Source organism: Nostoc sp., assembly GCF_036919675.1.
Taxonomy (GTDB): Bacteria; Cyanobacteriota; Cyanobacteriia; order Cyanobacteriales; family Nostocaceae; genus Nostoc.
Window position 1 is genome coordinate 60591 of the sequence record NZ_JBALCP010000137.1, and the last position, 20310, is coordinate 80900.

The 20310-nt window shown below is 43.3% G+C and carries 17 protein-coding genes and 1 pseudogene; 9 read left to right on the forward strand and 9 right to left on the reverse strand.

The window, feature by feature from the left end:
- The first annotated feature begins 53 nt into the window (after window positions 1-53).
- Window positions 54-842, forward strand: a complete 789-nt coding sequence (locus V7K49_RS33460; RefSeq protein ID WP_334869894.1) for an ABC transporter ATP-binding protein — start codon at window positions 54-56, stop codon at window positions 840-842.
- 142 nt (window positions 843-984) lie between these two features.
- Entirely contained in the window at window positions 985-2424 is a 1440-nt protein-coding gene (locus V7K49_RS33465; RefSeq protein ID WP_335209506.1) for an MlaD family protein, read from the forward strand.
- A gap of 171 nt (window positions 2425-2595) precedes the next feature.
- On the opposite strand, the gene V7K49_RS33470 is transcribed toward V7K49_RS33465, so the two are convergent.
- Both V7K49_RS33470 and V7K49_RS33475 read right to left on the reverse strand, forming a co-directional pair.
- The gene (locus V7K49_RS33470) at window positions 2596-3192 is read right to left on the reverse strand and encodes a TetR family transcriptional regulator (RefSeq protein WP_334869890.1); all 597 of its coding nucleotides are present in this window, start codon (window positions 3190-3192) and stop codon (window positions 2596-2598) included.
- A gap of 59 nt (window positions 3193-3251) precedes the next feature.
- Window positions 3252-4250: an aldo/keto reductase gene (locus V7K49_RS33475; RefSeq protein ID WP_335209508.1), complete on the reverse strand. Its 999-nt coding sequence runs from the start codon at window positions 4248-4250 to the stop codon at window positions 3252-3254.
- 194 nt (window positions 4251-4444) lie between these two features.
- Here V7K49_RS33475 and V7K49_RS33480 point away from each other — a divergent pair, with 194 nt between their 5' ends.
- The 6 genes and pseudogenes from V7K49_RS33480 to V7K49_RS33505 all read left to right on the forward strand — a co-directional run bounded on the left by V7K49_RS33480 (window position 4445) and on the right by V7K49_RS33505 (window position 11291).
- Window positions 4445-5563, forward strand: a complete 1119-nt coding sequence (locus V7K49_RS33480; protein WP_335209510.1) for a phosphotransferase enzyme family protein — start codon at window positions 4445-4447, stop codon at window positions 5561-5563.
- Window positions 5560-6099 carry a DOMON-like domain-containing protein gene (locus V7K49_RS33485; RefSeq protein ID WP_335209512.1) on the forward strand — a complete coding sequence of 180 codons (540 nt, stop codon included), beginning with the start codon at window positions 5560-5562 and terminating at the stop codon, window positions 6097-6099. The genes V7K49_RS33480 and V7K49_RS33485 overlap by 4 nt, the downstream gene beginning before the upstream one ends.
- A 95-nt stretch (window positions 6100-6194) precedes the next feature.
- The gene (locus V7K49_RS33490; RefSeq protein ID WP_335209514.1) at window positions 6195-6692 is read left to right on the forward strand and encodes a hypothetical protein; all 498 of its coding nucleotides are present in this window, start codon (window positions 6195-6197) and stop codon (window positions 6690-6692) included.
- Window positions 6693-7364: 672 nt separating this feature from the next.
- A pseudogene (locus tag V7K49_RS33495) lies at window positions 7365-8640 on the forward strand (carbamoylphosphate synthase large subunit).
- 87 nt (window positions 8641-8727) lie between these two features.
- Complete coding sequence (locus V7K49_RS33500; RefSeq protein ID WP_335209515.1) at window positions 8728-9738, forward strand: SDR family oxidoreductase; 1011 nt, start codon at window positions 8728-8730, stop codon at window positions 9736-9738.
- A gap of 368 nt (window positions 9739-10106) precedes the next feature.
- The gene (locus tag V7K49_RS33505; protein WP_335209517.1) at window positions 10107-11291 is read left to right on the forward strand and encodes an MFS transporter; all 1185 of its coding nucleotides are present in this window, start codon (window positions 10107-10109) and stop codon (window positions 11289-11291) included.
- A 535-nt stretch (window positions 11292-11826) separates the two neighbouring features.
- Here V7K49_RS33505 and V7K49_RS33510 read toward each other — a convergent pair.
- Together V7K49_RS33510 and V7K49_RS33515 are read right to left on the reverse strand one after the other, a co-directional pair.
- On the reverse strand, window positions 11827-12345 hold the full coding sequence (locus V7K49_RS33510) for a PIN domain-containing protein (protein ID WP_335209519.1): 519 nt from the start codon (window positions 12343-12345) through the stop codon (window positions 11827-11829).
- Between the two features lie 255 nt (window positions 12346-12600).
- Entirely contained in the window at window positions 12601-13074 is a 474-nt protein-coding gene (locus tag V7K49_RS33515) for a helix-turn-helix domain-containing protein (protein WP_334724151.1), read from the reverse strand.
- 120 nt (window positions 13075-13194) lie between these two features.
- Between V7K49_RS33515 and V7K49_RS33520 the strand changes: the two genes are divergently transcribed.
- Complete coding sequence (locus V7K49_RS33520; RefSeq protein WP_335209521.1) at window positions 13195-13383, forward strand: hypothetical protein; 189 nt, start codon at window positions 13195-13197, stop codon at window positions 13381-13383.
- Window positions 13384-13441: 58 nt separating this feature from the next.
- On the opposite strand, the gene V7K49_RS33525 is transcribed toward V7K49_RS33520, so the two are convergent.
- The 5 genes from V7K49_RS33525 to V7K49_RS33545 form a co-directional block, all read right to left on the reverse strand.
- Window positions 13442-15091, reverse strand: coding sequence for a GMC family oxidoreductase (locus tag V7K49_RS33525; protein ID WP_335209522.1), 1650 nt, complete (start codon window positions 15089-15091; stop codon window positions 13442-13444).
- Window positions 15092-15372: 281 nt separating this feature from the next.
- The gene (locus tag V7K49_RS33530) at window positions 15373-16494 is read right to left on the reverse strand and encodes a glycosyltransferase family 4 protein (RefSeq protein ID WP_335209523.1); all 1122 of its coding nucleotides are present in this window, start codon (window positions 16492-16494) and stop codon (window positions 15373-15375) included.
- Between the two features lie 58 nt (window positions 16495-16552).
- Complete coding sequence (locus V7K49_RS33535) at window positions 16553-18007, reverse strand: O-antigen ligase domain-containing protein (RefSeq protein ID WP_335209525.1); 1455 nt, start codon at window positions 18005-18007, stop codon at window positions 16553-16555.
- 182 nt (window positions 18008-18189) lie between these two features.
- Complete coding sequence (locus tag V7K49_RS33540; protein WP_335068396.1) at window positions 18190-19119, reverse strand: glycosyltransferase family 2 protein; 930 nt, start codon at window positions 19117-19119, stop codon at window positions 18190-18192.
- Complete coding sequence (locus V7K49_RS33545; protein WP_335209526.1) at window positions 19037-20239, reverse strand: glycosyltransferase family 4 protein; 1203 nt, start codon at window positions 20237-20239, stop codon at window positions 19037-19039. Before V7K49_RS33545 ends, V7K49_RS33540 begins: the two co-directional genes overlap by 83 nt.
- Window positions 20240-20310: the final 71 nt, after the last annotated feature.

Below are 20310 nucleotides of genomic sequence, written 5' to 3' on the forward strand. Positions count from 1 at the left end.
TTGGGGAACCCACCCAAGCCACTGGCTCACCAATGACCAATGACTAATAACTAATGACTGAACCTGAACCATTGATTGAACTGAAAGGTGTTTCTAAGTCCTTTGGTAGCCATAAAGTTCTAGATAATGTAGACTTGACCATTTACCGGGGAGAAGCACTGGGGATTATTGGTCCATCAGGGACTGGTAAATCAACAATTTTACGGGTAATGGCGGGGTTACTTATTCCCGATGAAGGAGAAATTTATGTGCAAGGAGTGCGGCGAGACGGTTTGATTGAGGATGGTGGCCAGCAGGTTGGCATTGGCATGGTGTTTCAGCAGGCGGCGCTATTTGATTCGCTGACGGTGGAGGAAAATGTGGGATTTTTACTTTATCAAAATTCAAAGCTACGGCGATCGCGCATTCGAGATTTGGTAAAAGAAAAATTGGAGATGGTAGGTTTGCCAGAAATAAGCAATCTCTACCCATCCGAACTTTCCGGGGGAATGCGAAAACGGGTAAGTTTTGCGCGTGCGATTATGTCTAACCCCGATAATCCCTCAGAAGGTCCAGAAGTTCTACTATACGACGAACCAACAGCCGGACTTGATCCCATTGCCTCAACAGTAATCGAAGATTTAATCCGCTATTTACAATGTTTACATGGAGTTTGTAGTACCTATGCCGTTGTTACCCATCAACACAGCACTATCCGCCAAACAGCTGATAGACTTATATTTCTCTATGAAGGTAAAGTGCAGTGGCAGGGTACAGTTAGTGAAATATACAACACAGAAAATCCGTTGATCAAACAATTTATCAGTGGAAGTGTGAAAGGGCCGATTCAAGTCGTCGGCTAGAAACTTAAAAGTTATGAGTTAGGAGTTAAAAGTGAGGAGTTAAGAATGAGGAGTTAAGACTGAGGAGCGAGAGTTAAATTCAACTCATAATTCATAATTTATAACTCCTAATTGATAATTGGTTGTTGGTGGAGACAAAAAAATGCGAGGACTTATGACAAGCGGCTTCGCGTCTGGGCGAACATTTAGAGAAGGCTCTGTGGGGTTGTTACTCCTGTTAGGACTGGGAGTATTTGGGTTACTCTTTCTGTGGTTACATAGATTTACTGCTCCTGGTCGTTCATACAAAGCTATTGTGGAATTTGCTAACGCTGGCGGAATGCAAAAAGGAGCAACAGTTCGCTATCGAGGCGTTAAAGTAGGAACTATTTGGCAGATTCTACCAAAAGCAAATGCCATTGATGTAGAGATTGAAATTGCCCAAGCTGACCTAATTATCCCCCGGAATGTAGTGGTGGAAGCTAATCAAAGCGGATTAATTAGCGAAAGTATTATCGACATCACACCAAAAGTAACGTTACCTGCTGGGGTTGTGCTTGCTAAACCCCTAGATAAAAATTGTGATAACAGCCTCATAGTCTGTAATGGCTCTCGGTTAAAAGGTCAGGTTGGGATCAGTGTTGATGACCTAATTCGCAGTTCAACTGACCTAGCTACTGCATACAATAACCCAAAATTTTATACAAATGTCAATAGGGTTCTAGAAACTACCACAGGCGCAGCATCCAGTTTTACTGAGCTAAGTCAGGATTTACAAGGTTTGACCAAAAACTTGCGACAACAACTAAATACATTTTCAGCCACTGCTAATTCAGTGCAACGAGCGACAAACCAACTTAATGCATCCGCGAATCAAACACTAAATAAATTTGATACAACTGCAACTCAAGCAAGTCGTTTGCTGAACAACCTGGATAATCTGTTGACAACAAATCGTTCTTCGCTGGTTGGCGCTTTGAACAATATCACCGAAACCAGCAACCAACTGCGTGTTACAGTCAGTAGCTTATCACCATCTGTGAATCGATTGACTCAAGGACAATTACTCAACAATTTAGAAACTCTTTCAGCAAATGCAGCACAAGCCTCAGCTAATTTACGCGATGCTTCTAAAACCTTAAATGATCCAAAAAATGTGGTGCTGCTGCAACAAACTTTAGATTCAGCACGAGTAACGTTTGAAAATAGCCAAAAAATTACATCTGATTTGGATGAATTGACAGGTGATCCTAGTTTTCGAAAAAATTTGCGGCAATTGGTGAATGGTCTAAGTGGTTTAGTATCTTCTACACAACAGATGCAGCAACAAGTGCAAGTTGCTACGACTCTAGATACGGTAAAAGCTGCTGTGAGCAAACCAAAGAATCTAATTCCTACCCCAGCACCAACCCAACAGGCGATGTTTAATGACAAGTCCCTACCTGTCTATGTAATTAATCCCTCACCTGCTAATTTTGCAAGTACCGACACCAACCTTGAACCAACCCCCAGTGCGTCTATCTCTAACTCATCCCAAGAAGACCTCTTGAAGCAGCTGCGGGAGTATGGTAAGCAACGGGAGCAACTGGAGACGGGAAAATAGGCAATACACTTGACATACATAACCACTTCCCCTAACGGGGATGGAAACATTCTACTTAGTTGTTCCTGTTGGAGTAGGCTAACTAGGTGACAATACATAACCACTTCCCCTAACGGGGATGTTTCCATCCCCTGTGGGGTGCGCCTGCTTTCACCCAATGCTGACAAGCAGTTAAACGATTAACTCACCCACCACAAGACCAGCATTTACCAAGCGCCATACTTGGGCAAAGTCTGTATCGATGTCTGGATCACTCCATTCGGATGCGTGAGCTGGATGGTGAAACCGAACTGTCGCTTGAAAGACTGCCTTCGCCGCTACCTGCGGATCAGCCACCTTAAACTCGTGACTGGAAATACCGCTCTCGACGATCGCAGCTACTTGCTTTACCAGTTCATCAACGTGAGCTTGAACCACCCCTCGCGCCTCTTGAGCGATCGCAGAATAGGTTGCAAACAACTCTGGATCGCTCAGGACTTTTTGACGTTTCAGAGTTATGAGTTGCTCAAACCATCGGTGCAACCGTTCAACGGCAGAACCCTGCTCTTGGGCGATCGCTGCTAGCGGTGTGGAAACCCGATGCAGCCACCGTTCTGCTACTGCATCACGCAGGGCAGCCTTACTGGGAAAATGCCGATAAATCGTGCCGTGGCTCACCTCTAAAAAGCGAGCCACATCCACGACTGTTGCCTTTGCCAGACCGTAACGACGCAAAACCTCTTCCGCCGCGTCGAGAATCCGCTCCGGTGTCAAAGCTGAATCATTCATGCTAGGGATATTTTATCTCTTTTCACTATCCAGCATGAATCATTCATGCTAGAGGTATTTTATCTCTTTTCACTATCCAGCATCGCCATTTGTTCTGGAGCATAGCGATCGCCAGCCACGGCATCCAGTGGCACTGCTGCCTCAATCCGGGCGAGATCATCCTCGTCCAAGTGCAGATCCAGCGCCGCCAACGCTTCATTCAAGCGATCGCGACGCCGTGCCCCAATCAGCGGCACAATATCGTTCCCCCGCGACAGCACCCAAGCAATTGCCACTTGAGCAACCGTGGCACTGTGTTCTTGGGCAATCAGGCGAAGGGCTTCGACCAGCAACAAATTGCGATCCAGATTCTCTCCAGAGAAGCGTGGCAGATGTCCGCGAGGGTCTTGCGCTTGCTCAGAGCGTTCTTTCGACCAGTGACCGCTCAACAACCCCCGTGAGAGGACTCCATAAGCGGTGACAGCAATGCCCAATTCACGCACAGTCGGGAGGATGTCATTTTCAATACCACGACTCAGCAGCGAATATTCGATCTGAAGCCAGGTGATGGGATGAATCGCATGAGCACGCCGAATTGTATCTGCACCCACTTCAGATAAACCAATCTGGCGAACATATCCAGCTTTCACCATTTCGCTAATCGCCCCAACGGTCTCTTCAATGGGCACCCTCGGATCGAGCCGGGCTGGCTGGTAAAGGTCTATGTAATCGGTTCCCAGTCGTTTCAATGTATAGGCAAGTGAAGTCTTCACGGCTTCAGGACGACCATCGAAGCCAATAAACTTGCCGTCAGGAGACCGCAGCGCACCGAATTTGACGGCAATGAAGACATCTTCCCGCCGCCGTCCTGCTAGGGCTTCGTGTAGCAGCAGTTCATTGTGCCCCATGCCGTAAAAGTCGCCTGTATCCAGTAAGGTAACACCTGCATCAAGGGCTGCATGAATCGTTGCAATACTTTCCTCGCGATCGGCTGGGCCATAAGCATCAGACATGCCCATACAGCCAAGCCCAAGTGCCGATATTGTTGAACCGTTTTTTCCAAGTTGACGCGACAACATAGCAACCTCTCCACTGTGGTGATAAAACTATGATACTCATTCAAGTGACAAAAATCAATATCTGTCATTCTATACTTGTTTAGATCGTCCAACACCGTGAGCATCTGTTGAAGCAAGCCTGCAATTTGACTATTTGTTGGATCTACTTATCAGCCTAAAATCTTCGTGAGGAGTAATGCAGGTTAAACACGAACATGACAGAAGAATTTAATACACAGGGTGCAGAAAATCTAGTTGCGATCGCTGATCAATTCGCCCAATGGGGGAAGGTTACAGGCGTTAAAGCATTTGGAAGTGGTAATATCAATGACACATTTTTAGTAACTCTAGATTCCTCAGAAGAAGAACATTTTGTCTTGCAGCGCATCAACACACAGGTATTTCGTCAGCCCCAACTGATTATGGAGAATATGCGTACCTTCACTGAGCATGTTCACAAACGGTTACAGCATATCCCCCTGAATCGTCGCTGGGAAGTACCACGCGTACTATTAACTAAGGATGCTCAAGACCACTGGAGGGATGCAGACGGCTCCTTTTGGCGGGCAATCAGCTTTATTGAAGGCTCCCAGTCTTTCGATACTATGCGCGATCGCTCTCACGCGAAAGAAGTCGGTTATGCCTTGGGGATGTTCCACAATTTAATCAGCGACTTATCACCAGAAAAACTTGCTGACACCTTAGAAGGATTCCATATTACACCGCTTTATCTCCAGCATTACGAGGAAGTGTTGGCGAAAACTAGTGTGCGTAAATCTGCTGAAGTTAATTATTGCTTACAGTTTGTTAGCGATCGCCAAACTTTTGCACATATCTTAGAAAATGCCAAAGCTGAAGGCAAGCTACCTCTGCGTTTGATGCACGGTGATCCAAAAATAAACAATGTTATGTTTGACACTGCTACCCAGCAAGCCGTCAGCGTCATAGACCTCGACACCGTTAAACCCGGCCTGGTACATTACGATATTGGTGATTGCCTGCGATCGGGTTGCAATCCTATTGGAGAAGAAACCGAGAATTGGGAAAGTATTTATTTCGATACTGATCTGTGTCAGGGAATTCTAAAAGGTTATCTCTCGGTGGCAAAGGCATTTCTTTCTGAGAATGACTATGCCTATATTTACGATGCAATTCGTCTCATCGCTTTTGAACTAGGACTGAGATTTTTTGCTGATTATTTAGCAGGGAATATCTACTTTAAAGTTAAGCACCCTGAACATAACTTGGCAAGAGCGATCGTCCAGTTTAAGCTTACCGAAAGTATTGAATCTCAAGAAACGCAGATTCGTAACATTATCAAAGACATGAAATGAACGACCAGACATTTTCCCTGCAACCCTTTCCTTCTACAAAATCCCTGCCTAATTTGAAAATTGCAGGCAATATTGCCCGAAATGGTAATAAACTTGCCATCCGCTATATGCTTGAAGGCGACTTAAAAGAAATTGCGATAGCTCTACCATCAAATACACGCTCACGCAAGCATGAATTGTGGAAAGACACTTGCTTTGAGTTCTTCGTTAGCATCAAAGATTCTCTACGGTATTGGGAATTCAACCTCTCTCCCACCGGATACTGGAATGTCTATCGCTTTGATGCCTACCGTCAAGGAATGCAAGAAGAAACAGCTTTTACAATACTTCCGTTTAGTGTTCAGAATCAAGCCGACGGTTTAGCACTTGTGTTGGAGGTCGATTTGAATAAAATTGTCTCGGCAGAACAAGAAATTGAAGTTGCCATTACTACAGTTATTAAACATAGAGATGGTGAGGTGACTTACTGGGCGTTAACTCATCGAGGTGCAGAGGCTGACTTTCATTTGCGGGATAGTTTCATCGTTGAGTTGTGAGAATACGTGTTTACAGCAAACCGTGTATTTCGACAACATGTAGTTAATAAATCTAAACTTTATATGGGCTTGCATAAATTTTCAACTCACACCCGATGAATCTATGTATATTTCAAGTAAACCTACTAAAAATGCACTTCTTAACTTTTTCGTTGAACTTCGATAGAGACCCAGGCTTAGAAGAGGGTCGCTTGTGTTTACGTCATCTTGAAAAGGGTACGTTACAAGTTTGGGTAGCTACATCAGCTACCGCCAGAAAGCAATTTCCAGAGAGCTTTCATCAGAAAGGAAGTATGATACCACCTGAGTACAGGGTACTGGAACTAAAATTTTGGACTGTTAATACTAAACCTATCTCAATGAAAGATAAAAAAGGTGTAGAAGGCAATTTTTACCAAATTCTTCCATCTGAAGTCAAGACTGATAATGGAGGTGTAAGAGACGATTTTGGTATTCATAAAGATGCTAATGTTCCTAGCTCAATGGGATGTATTGTATTAACACCCGAACGGTTTCAGGGATTTGAAAAAGAAGTCACTCAATTAGCAAAAGAGGGGAAAGATTCTATACCGCTCTTTGTTACGTACAGTTAAAACGAATATATGAGGTAATGGCATGTAGATTAGCAATTATTGGTCTAGATTGCCATTGCCTGGATTCGACAGTTTTGAAAGTAAATTGCGATCGCAATTTTAAGAATTATACCTGTTTCAAATCGCCGCTTGAATATTTTAAAAGTGCGATCGCACTAGCAGGTAGAAAAAACTAGGTTAAATATCTCAACCATAGCGATATTTACACATCTACACATTCATGCTTGCTACTTCATCACTTCTATATATGAACAATAATTTATGAGGAACGTTATTATAGGACAATAAGTAAACTATTTTTATTTCGTTTGATAGAGTTAATTAAAATCTAAAAGAGCAAAATAGAATATATAGAGATAGCTAAAAAGGAAATTATCAAGTGTTAGTTTTATCCAAAAACTATGGTAATGTTTTAAGTATTAAAGCTAGTAAAATCAAACAATTACAACGAGTTTTTGACCAAAATCAACCAGTAGATAGATTCATTTAGCCAGAGTTTATCTAAGCCTTAGCTGTAATTAGTAAAGAAATTCATCACCCTATTTGTTGTTATAAGCTAATCGGCGTGGGCAAGTTATCCGAATTGCTGTGGGAACACAAAGCCAAACTCAAATGACACCAGTTATATCAACAACAGCATCCACAAGGAGATGCAGTTTCTCAGAGGGCTAAATGAACTCAAAATATAACTTTCAATACTTTCAAGGGAGTTCTCTTTCTGATCTGTTTGCTCAAGACATCACAGATGCATCTTATGGGTTTATCCTAAATTATCCTGCAACTGCCAGTTGGGCTGCTTATCCCAACCTGAAAAAATATTTTATTCAAGATGGCAGTAGTGAAGCCACTAAAACTTCCTTTGACAAGATTTGCCAAAAGGAACCTTGGAAAATTCTGGCTGTATTAGGCGATCGCATTCCACCAATTGTGATTATTCCGCCGCCAAAGTCGCTGCTTGGATACTGGCAAGAGCATTTCGGCTTCAGCTATTCCAATAGATCGATGATGGATCGCTTAACTTATTTGGATGACCTCAGCCACAGCGAAGACTTTGACAAACTCATCACTTTATTTCCCTTTGATCATCTCAAAACAGAAAAACACGCTATTGATTCAGACACCCATTACCGTTTACTCAGCAAAGTAACATTAGCCGAATTAGGGGTGCAATGTCCAAAATATGAGAGCTACAATCTGCATACCTGTAGTCTGGAAGATATTCAGTTACCACAATTTCCCTACTTAATTAAAACGTCCCACGGACTCTCAGGAGAAGGCACTTATATCATCAAAAGCCTCAGCGATTTGAACTATTGCCTTGAAGAAATCAGGAAATATCTCAATATTAAGTTGCTCGATCGGATTATTGTCTCGGAGTTTGTCAAGAATCAGGTGCAGAATTAATTATTGCGTACAGTTCTATGTTAACAAGGCGGGAGAGATAACCCTGATCGGCACTACCAGGCAACTCGTCACTCCAGAAGGCAACTATTTAGGGGGACTGATTGACTACTGCAACACTGACATGAGCAAGTTCTTTGAAATGATTGCTGCCATTGGTCAGTATGCTCACAAACAGGGTTATTTCGGCGTGATTGGCTTCGATGTGTTAGAAGATCAAGACGGACAATTTTATGCGATCGATGCCAATTTCCGAGTCAATGGATCAACTCCGTTGTGCTTGCAGCGCCATACTTTACTGGGACTGGGAAAGGTAGTAGCTAAATATTCCAGTGACTACCGCATGGAAGGAACGTTGGATTCAATTTTAGTGACCTTAAAACCAGAACTAAATCGCAAAAACTTGATTATTCTGTCGGCTTTAGAGAAGGTTAAATACGGAAAATTCTACACCGAAATTTATGCGATCGTTACTGGAGAAACTATCGAAGAAATGCAGCATATCGAGCAAAAATTACAGAATAAGGGATTACAATGGCTCCCTTAAACAGCACCACTGTCGGAAAGAATTGTTTTAATCTCCAAGCCCTAGTAGCCAATTCCAATCCCTAATTTATTTTAAGAAGTAACACTTATGCAATTAAAGCCAATCAATCAGCAAGTCGTTTCCATCGTTGGAGCCTCCAGCGGGATCGGACGGATCACAGCTCTTGAGTTTGCTAGACGCGGGGCAAAAGTGGTAGTCTCGGCTCGCAGTGAATCGAAGCTAAAGTCGTTAGTGGAGGAGATTCGCGGCTTTGGCGGCGAGGCAACTTTTTACGTAGCTGATGTGGAAGTATTTGAGCAAGTTAAGGCGATCGCAGATAAAACTGTGGAAGTGTACGGGCGACTCGATACATGGGTACATGTCGCCGCGATCGGCATCTTTGCCACTGTTGACAAAACAACACCGGAAGAGTTTAAGCATGTGATTGATGTCGATCTCATGGGACAAGTGTATGGTGCAATGGCGGCCCTACCCCATTTGAAGCGTGAGGGACGGGGGGCACTGATCCACGTTTCTTCAATGGAAGGTAGGCGAGCGCTCCCCTACCAAAGTGCTTATTCGGCAGCCAAGCACGGGGTTGAGGGCTTTATCGAAGCTATGCGCGTTGAGTTGCAATATGAAAAATGGCCGATCAGCGTCACGAGTGTGAAGCCAGCGGTGATCAACACCCCTTTCTGGAACAATGGCCTGACGAAATTAGGCGTAAAACCTACCGGGATACCACCTTACTACGACCCTAAACTTGTAGCTGATGCTATCCTCTATGTAGCCGAACATCCAACTCGTGACTACTTGGTTGGGGATGTAGCTAAAATATTAGATGTGGTACAGCGCCTCTCACCATCATTAGTAGATTCACTGTTACTGCTCGTCGGCTTAGATTTACAGCGGACTTCTGAACCTAAGTCTGAAGATGCACCAAATAATTTTTACCAACCTGTTGCTGAAGACGACAGAGTTAACGGGGATTATGGTAACTTAGTTGTACCTAGCGTTTCCGACTGGCTAGAAAAAAATCCGCTTCTCCAGTGGGGTGCGATCGTTGGTACATTAGCATTAGCGTTTCTAGCAGTTCAAGTATTCAAAAAGGAAGGATAAATAGACCTGTCCGAAAATTTGCAATCTAGTTTTTACAAGGATTTGAGAAAAATCCTTGTAGACTTTTTGGTAACGTAGTGATGAGGTTTTGAGATGGTTGCTAATAGTTTAGGGTAAAAAAATACATCACTATTAATTCAGGCGATGCCTTCGGCGGGCTTCGCCTACGCTATTTTTTCTGAAATTGAATCAAGCAATCCTCTGGGCAGTTTTTAATTGAGCAAATCGACAAATAAAGATACAGAAATGTGTTTGGATAATTTTTTCATTCTCTCTAAATACTGGACTTATTGCTCTTTCATAGATGCTCCTTCCTCAATGTCGCGATTTCAGCAGTCAAATTGTCTGATCCAGGAGTATTCCAGCCAATGAGAGACTATCAACGCACCCTACCGCCTCTGTGGATAGGTTTGGCGATCGCCTTCTATGCCTTTATTGCCATTGGCATCGCTGAAGCAGGATTAGGAGTTCTTCTGCCCTCGATTCTGTCTACCTATAACCTGACTCCAGCAACCGTCACCCTGCTGTTTGTCAGTCAAATTAGTGGCTACATTCTGGCAGCATTCACCAGCAGTCTTGTGAGTAGTCGGCTGGGGTTAGCCCGAATGCTGTTGATTGCTGCGGGTGCGCTGACGATGGCACTGATGATCTATGCCACATCACCCTCCTGGTTTCTCATGGTTGCCGCTGGATCAGTGTTGGGATTGGGCATTGGGCTGATTGATGCAGGGATCAACACCTACATTGTGCAAGATTCCCGCAGTGCGAGTCGGATTGGTTTGCTCCATGCTTTCTATGGTATTGGCGCCCTCTCAGGTCCCGCGATCGCTACTACTTTATTAGCAATTGGCATGAACTGGCGACAGGTTTATGGGGTATTAGCCGGGATTGTCAGCCTATTAATTGTGAGCGTGCTGGGCGTAATCATCTTCAACTACACACCAATGACACTACGGGTATTGGCATCGAATACAACTGCGTTAGAAAATCTGGGTAGAGCGCTCCAAACTCCGATAGTACTGCTAACTGGGCTACTTTTGCTGGTTTATGTTGGTACTGAAGCCTGCATCGGCAACTGGGCATACACTGTGCAGTCCGTCGCTCGTCACACTCCCACACTCATTGCTGGTTACAGTGTTAGTGCCTACTGGCTGGGATTAACATTGGGACGTTTCATCTTAGGTTATTTCTTGCAATCGCTTGGGGCAGTCCGCACAATCAGTATGTCGCTCAGTCTTGTAATCATTGGACTGCTTGCTTGGTGGCAACTGCCAGATCAATGGATTAGCTTACCGTTGATTGGCTTTGGGTTGGCAGCCATCTTTCCTGCGACCATTTGGTTAATCCCTCAACGATTGCCTGACCCCCATGTTCCTGCGGCTGTTAGCATCGCCACTAGTGCCGCCAGTTTGGGGGCAGCGATCATACCCACTGGAGCAGGCTGGGTTGCAAGTTGGACAAATTTAGAAATCATCCCAATGTTGATGCTGCCATTGGCGCTCTTAATGGTGGGCTTACATTGCTGGCTGGTGCAACATTCGGTAAGAGCCTAGTACCGCAAGGCGGAAGTTAAAAGTCATTAAGGGGTAAGCTTTTAGGCGGCGTTTTTGAACTCCTGCTTCACTTCTGCTAGGGTGATCGGTAGGGCGGCAGATCAAGCATTCAAAAAGGAATGATAAATAGACCTGTCCGAAAATTTGCAATCAAGTTTTTACAAGGGTTTGAGAGAAATCCTTGTAGATTTTTTGGCAATATTTTTACAAGAGGTTCATCTAGCCAGTGCTTCATACGAATTTTGACCGTTTGAGGCTAATTACGCTCTTTTGAAAGAGTAAGATAACAATAGTATTTTAAAATACTTTATTTCTCATAATCTCAGTAGATTTCTATTAAATGTCATAGCAAAAATCTTGTAAAGCAGTAACTGATTGTGGTAGTCCCTGCCTTAGGTGAATTCTAGTAATAAAATTACCATAGCCGTTGGTTTCGACTTCGCTCAACCAACTGAGTAATCGAGAGTTGAGCGTTCGCGTAGCGTCTCGCAGAGAAGTCGAAACTCGTCAACATAGGTATTTTTTTCATCAGAAATCACCTTAAAAGCGATTCTAAGTATTCTTCAGATGTCTTAGGGGGATTCTTAAGACTACTTCTGTGCCTCTTGACCGCTTTGCAAATTTCTGTTGGGTTAAGGTCAATCAGATGCAGAATGAAATCATCTGGATGCTGGGACTCTGTACCATATAGTGAAAGAGCTTGAGCAGGAAAATCTTTAAGGTTAAAAGTGACTATAATACTTGCATTACAACGAATTGCTGCGGCGAGGACATGGCGATCATTTGGATCTGGAAGTTGTAAACCTGCGATCAGTGCTTCATAACCTGTAACGAGACAATCTCGGACATTGCTATTCATCAGATTTTTAGTTCTGGTAAGCTTCTCAAGCGTGAGATCAGGACGATTCTTTAAAACGTTTCTAATCCATTCTGAGTGAATTGCGTCCGTCCAGCGTGCCCTAAATAGGTCGGTGACTGCAAGTCGCATAAGAAAATCTCTCAATGGTGCTGGATATAAGACACATGCATCATAAATAGCTGTAAAATTAGACACTATAATTGCTCTATTAGTTTGAAATTATTACCCTTAACAGTGGTAACAAATTTTATTTATAAATATCCTTTCTCCTAAGTAAACTTTTGATCTTAACTTATAGCTTCAATCGCATTAAAGTTAAAACTAAGTCAATTGGTTACTAGAGGGCTTCCTGACTTAGTTTAACTTGATTGTTAGATGTACTTTTATTCCTAGAATTTCCTTTAGCAGAGCATCTGGCTAATCATGCGAAACTGTTATGTATTACGATTCTTATTCGTACCCCATATCTAGTTCTTGAGCTTGAGCAGTAAGCTCATCAAGAGCTTGCATTCGTAAAGTATCAATTTGATTTTTGTAATTGAGTAGATCCTGATAACGCACGCGTCGTCGTGTTCCTACTTTACGGTATGGCATCTCTCCAGATTCCAATAACCCTACCAAATAAGGACGAGAAACATTTAAAATATCAGCTGCTTCTTGTGTCGTGAGTTCTGCGTGTACGGGTATAAGAGTAACAGCATTACCTTTAGCCATTTGTGTCAGGATGTCAACAAGCAGATGAAAAGCCGCTGCTGGTATCGTAACCGTTTCACTTATAGCGTTATCTTCCACAACTTTGATATTACGGTATGCATGATTATCCCGTACATAGGATGCCAAAGTTTGACTACTTTTTTTAGCTAGCGTAGCATCTTCTTCCGTAGGTACAGCAGTCCTGCTAGATTGGTATGTACTGAGTGTCATAGATATCAGCCTCTCTCTGTCTAATATCGAATTGTACTCCACTTATCCATACGAAAATATGGATTGCAATTATCATTCACCTCATAATAGCTCTTATTCAAAATGAACGCAATGTACGAAATGAGCGAAACAAACCTTGACAGCAAGTATCCTACCAAAAGTCCTTCAACTGGGGTTGAAGGACTTTTGGTGAAAGAAAAATCAATTTTTATCTTCAAATCCAGCAATAGACCAGTAAAAAGTCACTTTTTGCTGGCTGGAGGCAGTAGAAAAAGGTTTGGCATCGGTGCAGGTACTGTAATGTGGTGATGTGCGCTCAGGCGATCGCTACGTTTAAAACCGTGACGATTATTACGCCAAGTTGTACTTAGTGACACAATTTAGCTTTCACATGGTCTGCCAATCGAATTGCCAAGGCAATAATGGTGAGCGTCGGATTAGCATAGCCTCCTGTAGGGAAAACAGAGCTACCTGCCATGAATAAATTAGAGATGCCGTGAACTTGACAATTTGCATCTACTACTCCCTGTTTTGGATCATGATGCATACGTGTTGTTCCCATATTGTGATGGGTACTCAGCGAAGCAACCGGACGATCTCCATCTAATTCAATCTGCAACTCACCCAATCCTGCACTAGCAAACTCTTCTGCAAATACTAGCTGCGATCGCTTCACACTGCAAATATCTATTTCGCTCCAATGATTAGTTAATTTTGCTTGAGGACAACCAAGCTTATCTAGTTGATTACTGAGTGTCACCCGATTATCTGGATTTGGGGTTTGTTCAGTTTGGCTGAGAACTTCAAACTTTGTATATTTCTGTTCATTACCTTCATGGTCAGACCATCCACCATGACTCAAATCAGGGAACAAATATTCTTTTTTGACATTATACTTATACCAATCAACTACTAAATCATCAATATTCGTAATTACATTTTCCAAATGTTGAAGAACATTCTTAGGTAACTGCTTGTGCCGAACTGAAGATGACAAAATTTTCGCAGAAGTCTTTGCTGCCGATCTAAACCTTTCATCTCTGGGATATAACAACGCAGTCATATTGAGTAATTTATCGCGGCGCATAACTTGTTCCGTTAGGGCAAATTTTCCCATAATTGTTACATTATTCACTCGGCGTAAGTCATACAAAGCCATCGAATTGAAGATTTTACGATTATGAGGAACAAGCATTCCAGAACGGATAAAAGGATGATCCATAAAGAACCTACCCACTAAATCCTGTTGATTGCCTAATCCATTCTTTTGAATCCGGTTTGATAACAATAGCAAACGTGCGTTCTCAATACCACCTGTGGCTAAAATAAAGATTTTTGCAACAACCCAAAATTTCTTACCTGATAAACAAGCTACTTGTACGCGTTTCACTGTTTGGGCTGTTTCATCTGCCTCAATTTCTACCACGTTGGCGTTCAGGAATGTGCTGATATTAGGAGATTGATTGATTTGGTGGCGATATTCATTCGTGAAAATATCACGGGGGCCAAACTGAAACATACTAGTAGTAACTCGGTCACTTGTGAAATGTGTCCGAGGAGATTGAGCATTTTCCCAAGCCTCAGCTTCATAAGCAAAAGAACCGAGTTTACAGATTGCTTGAGCACGCTCATAAAATGGATTCAGGTGAGATTTACTAAAAGGCCAGCCGCTGTATGGCACCCAATCTCGTTTTTCAAAATCTATTTCGTCTAATGGGACATGCCTCAGACCAAGTTGATTTTTATTGATTTCAATATTCCAGACATTAGCCAGTCCACCAAATTGACGATGACGCATCTCTTGCAGTGGTGGAAAAGGATCTCCAACAGTTTCACCTTCACTAAGAGATGCAGTCTCTTGATTAAATTCCAAATCACCACTTTCTAGTAAGCAAACTCGAAAATCTTGCCCAATTAATTCTCGTGCAAGTGTAATTCCGGCTGGACCAGCACCAACTATACAAACTTCAGTATTGATAACTTCATTTATTGGCAATTTACGGCTATCAATCAACATTTATTTAATTCCTTTTAATTTAATTTATTATTTTTAGCTATAGATGCACAGATAGTAATCCTATTTAATTTATGAAAACTATCGAACCGCCATCTCTACGAGAGGCTTGTCTGCGACACCCTCCGCGAACGCCAACGCGCAGCCTCTCGTAGAGAAGAGAAGAATAGAAGCAGAAAAGTTCAGAAATAATTGAGGATTGCTATAGAGAATCAATCGATGTAAATCTGTGGTTTCATTTTCATAAAATTGACTTCTGCAAGAAGCTTACTGTTTCATTTAGTCTATGAAACGCTTGGCATGGCAGAACGAATTGCACTAATAAAGTTTTGGGCATAATTCTGCGTTGAAAAATCGAGGGCGCGTTGCCTGGCAGCTATTCCCGCACTTCGGGCAAATTCTTGCTCGTCAAGATAGCGGAGAATTGCGATCGCTAATTTATCCGCATCACCGTAAGGTGTTAATAGTCCATTCATCCCATCGGTAATAATCTCTGTCGGGCCGCCTGCATTGCCAGCAATCACAGGTTTACCCAGCGCCATCGCCTCAATAATCACAATCCCAAACGGCTCTTTATCTGATGCATGGACAAATACATCCATCGCCTGCACCCACTCCGGGATGTTACGCTGTAACCCAGCCATAATTACCTGCTCTTTCAAGCCCAAGACGGCGATTTCTGCTTTTAAGAAGTCCTGATAATCTGGTTCTAAATCGTGCTTACCGCCAACCACTACACAATGAGCATCGGGATACTTCTGTAAAATTTTGGGCATTGCTTGCACCAATACATGCATTCCCTTCCATCGTTGCAATCGTCCAACAATTCCAATCAACGGGCCGTGTAAAGGTAAGCCCAGCTTCCGCCGTGCTTCTTCTGGAGAAGGCAAAGCATTAGGCTCGAATCGGTCTAGTGCGACACCAGGATAAACCAAAGGTGTTGGTCTGTGGGGCCAAATTTCTGCCTGTGCTTGCTTACCATCTTGGGAGAGGGTGATAATTGCCTGGGCTGGGATTAAAGTAGCGATTCGCACTAACCAAGTCTTGTCACTAGGCACTTCTAGTTGATACCACACAGCAGGCAACCCCGCCAGTATTGCTGCCAAACCTCCAGATATATGCGTAATCCACATCCAATTGACAATTATATCTGCACGTTCGCGGCGGGCGATCGCAGCTATCCGCAAAACAGCGCCAATAAAACGGTGGATTTGGCGTAAGCGTCCACTTTTCACAACTCGCGTATCAATGCCAAGGGACTTTACTTGTTCTACCATCGGGCCGGATTCTAAAAATATTACTAGCCACTCGACACCGGCATTACGTCCTTGTTGCACTAAATCCCAAAGCATCATTTCACCACCGCCTCTTTGCTCGGCTAATGGCATTACAATAATTGCTTTCATAATTTATATCAGTCCGATTTAAGTTGTAAGATTTCGTTTTTTAACAAACTTGAAAAGCTCAGAACCCCGACTTATTAGAGAAGTTGGGGTTCTTAGGATTGCTATAGTATTTATGTCCTGCCATAGCCATAGCTAAAAATCCCCAAAGAATCATCCCTGCCACACTCAACATGCCGCTACCGATAACTAACTGTGTAGCAGAACTGATACCAATGGCGCGGGCAGCACTGATAAAACTATCGAAACGACCTTCACCATAGCTGCTGACACTAATAATTAACAAGATTAATCCACCCATATAAAAAATGGCTCCAAACCAACCAAGGGTGAAAAACATATCTAAAATGCCACTATCAATCACCACTACTTCAATTTGACCGGTTTTTTCGTTGACCTTCCAGATATTTCCTAATCCGTTACCTAGACCATTAGAAAGAGCTAGACCAAGATTTTTGTCATAAGTTCCCGATCTATCTTTAAAGCTGCCGTCTTCTTGAAGATTAGAAAAAGTTTCCAAACGCGCTGCTAAAACCCCAGAAATTGGCTCGATAGTTGTCAATGGCACAACACAAATTGCCATTATTACGATTATGGTGACTAAGCGCATTTGAATCCGCGCCTTGACTGAACCCATAATCATAATTACTCCAAATAACCAGCCTCCCCAATTAGTACGTGCTTGTGTCAATAAAAAGGATAAATAACCAACAGCTGAAGCAGGAAAAATTAAATTTCCCGAACTTGTAAATAACAACAGTAAACCAGCTTGCATGACTGAACCAAAGGGGCCAACTGAGTGCAATGTACTCCAGACCCGCATCCCAAAAGGTACAGGATTTCCAGCACTCATGAATAGTTTTGATTGGATCAGCCAATACCTGTCCCACTCCGGAGCTACGACGAATTGATATACGCCATAAGCTCCTAAAATCAACACACACCAGAGGAATGTTCGCTGAATGTTCTGGCGATAGCTGGGATAATCTCGCCAGTTAATAAATAAGTGAAAAGCGAAGATGATCGGACTGAGCCAATCCATCAATCCGCGTGCAACAGGGATAGGTGGATTGTAAATCAGACCGACTAGAAAGCCATAGAACACTCCGATAAAAGCCAAAACAAACGGCAAGCCCCCTTGAGCAGAGGCGCGGGGAAAGTGGCGGAAGAATGTTGCTATAGTTACAAAAACCACTAAGTAAGGTGCTATGAGCATTTGCCGGGTAGAGTCCCAGCCCACTCGATAGTCAACTAAGCGGGTAGCTAAGGGCGTGAGAAACCAGATCCACCAGGTAAAGCTGATGTAGAGAATGGGATGCCGCAAGTATAAAAACACAGCTACTATTAAAGCTGTCACCGGATAAATTAGGCGCAATGCAGCAGTAGCACCAGCAAAATAGCAAACTACAGTCAGTAATACAAAACCTGCGATCGCCATCCAACCCTGTAGCGATCGCTCCTCAGGAGAATAGTTTTCTTGTAAAAAACTATTGAAAAGTATCTGCTTAGAATTCATTCAATTTTAGATGTAAACATAAATAAATTTGGCAGATCAACTCGTTCCCTGCCTCCAGCCTGGGAATGCAGTCACTGGAGGCTTTGCCTCTTGTACTGGCTCTGTGGAAGCAGCACCACCCGTCTTAATTACCAGGTAGAAGCTGGCAACTAGAGCTAAGAAGAAATAGAATTCATTTTGAATTACGAATTATGAATTACGAATTGTTTATATCCTTGCCAACGCCCACGCCAGGATGCAAGCAATTTTTTACCCGCAAACTGCCCTTGGCTGGGTAAAAATCTCAGCCATTGTACGAAACCCAAACTATCGCATGTACCCACGAATACTGCCCAAAACAAAAATACAATCCGGCGGATAAATGGCAAATGCTCTAGTAAAACTAAGGTTTCATTATGGACTAAATTAATAAAGGCAATTTCATTAAAATTGTTTCGCTGATCTTCATCAAAACGTTGTGCTGGATAGTGATCTACAGCAACGTTAGGATCATAAATTATTTTCCAACCAGCCCGCTTTAATGCCAAAGTGAATGCCATTTCAAAATGTACTTGCGCTCCTGTACCGCGCATCCGCTCGTCAAAGCGCAATTGTCCGATTGCCTCTTTACGAAAACTCATATTTACGCCCTTGAGAACATCGACTTCACGGGGTTCTCCCACTCCCAAATGATGGTTGCCAATCACTCGCCCAAACCACTGCAACTGTCCGACTACTAAGCGGGATTCGTTTTCTAGTTTGCTGCCGTGGTGTATCCAATCACGCCCTCCCAGACCGCCGAGGCGACTATCACAGGTAAAGTAAGCGGCGATGCGCTCTAACCAATCTGGGTGGGGTGCAGCATCATCATCAGTAATGGAAACAATATCGCCCTCCACTGCTGCTAGTCCGGCGTTGAGGGCTGCTACTACCCCCGATTGTCTCACTTTCACGGTATGCAGTGGCAAGTTGTCCGCTTTGTATTGGGCAAGGAATTGCCAAGTTTCTGCATCCGTATCACGGACAACGACTATCACCTGATCAACGGGTTTAATTTGCTCCTGTAGCGCCAAAAGGCAGCGTGAGAGGTCTTGTGGACGGCGATAAGTCGGTATGAGAACGGTGTTCCGCATTCTTGCTTAACTCCTCGAATAGATCCACATAAGTTTGTGCCATAGTAGTCCAGCTATGTTGTTCTGCCACAGAGCGAGCAGCTTTGCCCATCTGCTGTATAAGGGCGCGATCGCTCACCAAGGACATCAGCGCCACAGCCAAAGCATCAATATCATCTGAGTCGGATAAGACGAAGCCACATTCTGGTGTCACCAACTCTCCGCCCCCGGTGGCTGTGGCAGTAATTACTGGCAGTCCTGAAGAAAGTGCTTCTAACAATACGAGGCTGCAAGCTTCGTATCGGGAAGGAAAAACAAATAAATCTACTGCTTGCATAATTTCGGGGATATCACGGCGATATCCCACAAAATGCACGCGTTCATTTAACCCCAAAGAGGCTGCTAACTGCGGGAAAGGGCTACCTTCGGTGTGTCCCACCACCACCAAATGTAAATCCGGAACTTTCACCAAGGCGTGCAGCACTGTATCTAAGTTCTTTCTGGGTGTGCGGATATCTCCAGCGAACAGTGCTAGGGCGACATTCTCCGGTAAACCTAACTTTTGGCGATTGCTTTGGCCAGGAGCAAACTCTTCTAAGTCAACGCCATTGACAATTACGCGAATCCGAGAACGGGGCACACCAATATTGACTAATTCCTGGGCTACCTTTTCTGATACCGCCACAACAACCTGCGCTTTTTGGAAAGCCTGTTTTTCCCAACGAGCATTAAAAGCCGTAAACAGCCATTGGTAAAAACCATATAAATCTCGGCGATTGCGGGAAATATGAACAGGCGATCGCAACCATGAACTGTGGACAAAATGTACAGCATTTACATCAGCCGCAGCCATATTAATTGCTCCATTGATTTTAACTAAATCAATGCCAGAGCGATGTTGACGTAACCAATCTGCACTTTTTTGGGCAAATATGAAATTACGCACAAATTCGGTGGGATAACCTTTGACTGGAATTCTAATCCAATTAACTTCACTATTATTTTCTAGTTCAGATGCAACTTCACTAGCTAATAATATTAGTTGATGACCACGACGAATTGCTTCATTAGCAACCTCATAGTTTACCCGTCCCTGACCATCACCTTTTTTGATTTTATGAGTAACAATACAAAGTTTCATCTACTATCTTCCTTAATGATAAAAGCTCACGCAGAGGCAGAGGTGCGGTGCAGAGAAAGGGTTTAAAAATA